2 protein-coding genes are annotated in these 1,786 nt (G+C 33.5%); one reads left to right on the top strand and one right to left on the bottom strand.

Features of this window, described 5'->3' with window-relative positions:
• Nucleotides 1-34 precede the first annotated feature (34 nt).
• On the top strand, nucleotides 35-886 hold the full coding sequence (locus tag V7164_RS22905; protein ID WP_335347807.1) for a MerR family transcriptional regulator: 852 nt from the start codon (nucleotides 35-37) through the stop codon (nucleotides 884-886).
• A gap of 336 nt (nucleotides 887-1,222) precedes the next feature.
• Here the strand turns inward: V7164_RS22905 and V7164_RS22900 are convergent, their stop codons facing one another.
• Nucleotides 1,223-1,732 carry a GNAT family N-acetyltransferase gene (locus V7164_RS22900; RefSeq protein ID WP_335347808.1) on the bottom strand — a complete coding sequence of 170 codons (510 nt, stop codon included), beginning with the start codon at nucleotides 1,730-1,732 and terminating at the stop codon, nucleotides 1,223-1,225.
• Nucleotides 1,733-1,786: the final 54 nt, after the last annotated feature.

The raw sequence follows: 1,786 nt of genomic DNA, 5'->3' as shown, positions 1-1,786 counted from the left end.
AGTAACTATATAGTCAAGGGTGGTGATGTAAATTATGAATAAAAAAAATATGAAATATTTAACTACAGGTGAATTCGCAAAGCTTTGCAAGGTTAACAAACAAACACTCTTTTACTACGATCAAATAGGTCTTCTGTCTCCAGTATTTAAAAATGAAAAAGGCTATCGTTTTTATTCAATCAACCAAATAGAGTTATTCTTTGTTATTGATTTATTAAAAGATTTTGGTATGTCACTAAATGATATTCAACAATACACGCAAAATAAATCTCCTGAAAGTTTTTTAACTTTAATGTATCAAAAGAAAGAAGAGATTATGAAAAAGCGACAGGAAATTCAAATGAAGGAAAAACTTATCGAAACAAAAATAACATTAATGGAGGAGGCCTCACACCTTGACTTTCATCAAATTACGCTTGAACATTTACCAGAAGCCACACTTTATTTAAGCAGAAACATTGAAAGTATTACCAATGAGGAATTTGTAGAGGTTATTTCAGAGTTTATTGGTGAATTGAACGAATTACAGCTTGATACAGGTTATCCTATAGGTGGTATAACGAAACGGGAGCAAGTTTTAAAGGGAGAATTCTCTAAGTATAGCTATTTATACATTGAGCAACCACAACCCAAAGAAGGATATCCGTATTTCCAGGCTGTAAAGGGTGATTTTCTAATTGGTTATCATATTGGAGATGATAAAACAATACATAATACCTATAAGAGACTTATTTCAGAGATAGAACGTTTAGATTTAGCCTTAGGAGATTATGTTTTTGAAGAGTATATTTATGATACAGTTGTAAAAAACCAAAAGGAACATTTCGTTACAAAAATTATGATACAGGTAATTGAAAATATGCAGCAGAAAACTTCACTTTTATAAGGTTAGGTATTTGGATATACCCCTGTCAAGTAGACAGTGGGGTAGCGACAGGAAACGCGGATTTACAATGTTAAGGGAATTTCAATATTAAAAATCCTAATTTCTTAATTTAATGCTAAGAAATTAGGATTTTTCATTGCTCCANNCATTAATGGAAGATCGTACTTGACCATTGCTACTAATAAGAAGATGATCTGTATTAAACAACTTGAATCATTAATTGCAGCAACTGATGGGGTAATGCGTTAAAAATTGCGACCTGCACTCACTTTAATTCATGCTTTTTGTATAAGGTAACGCTTGGAAATCGCAAATTCACAACAAAAAAATCCAATATTATGAATAGACGTGTTTAAATACCCAGTTTTTAAAGGATTGATATGCTTGTTCTTGTAATGGTTTCGGGTAAGACATTAATACAACTGAAACCGGGCTTTGCCCTTTTGCAAGTGCTGGTTGAACATAGCCCCACTGACTAAGGCTAAAGCCATTTCGTTCATAAAAACCAGCTCGCCTTTTTTCGATTTCCCCCTCAGGTGGTTCGATTTCAAGGACGATAGGTTTTGCCTGCTGCTTAAGAAATGCTTGGAGTAGTTTCGACCCTAAGCCACCATTGCGAAAGCTTGCTTTAACGGCAAAATGCTCTAGGAAGATAAAATCGGGTCCTTCCCATGTGGCAAAAAAAGCAGCAAGCTTATTATCTTTTTCATAAACGTATATTTGATAGTGAGGATGAGAAAGTAATGCACGTTGTGTTTGGTAGGGCCTATATTCATCTATAGGGAAAGAATCTTCAATTAATTGATAAAGGTTTTCAAATTGTTCTTCCTGTAAAATCGTTAGCATGTGTTTCTCCTTACTGACTTGTTATTTTGTTATTGATCGTGGAATTTCATAATT

The organism is Bacillus sp. JJ1474, assembly GCF_036965225.1.
Classification (GTDB): domain Bacteria; phylum Bacillota; class Bacilli; order Bacillales; family Cytobacillaceae; genus Cytobacillus.
This window is presented reverse-complemented; position numbering and strand designations above follow the sequence as displayed.

Coding starts and splice junctions, on each gene's coding strand:
- V7164_RS22905 (WP_335347807.1), top strand. CDS start 35: ATGAATAAAAAAAATATGAAATATTTAACTACAGGTGAATTCGCAAAG.
- V7164_RS22900 (WP_335347808.1), bottom strand. CDS start 1,732: ATGCTAACGATTTTACAGGAAGAACAATTTGAAAACCTTTATCAATTA.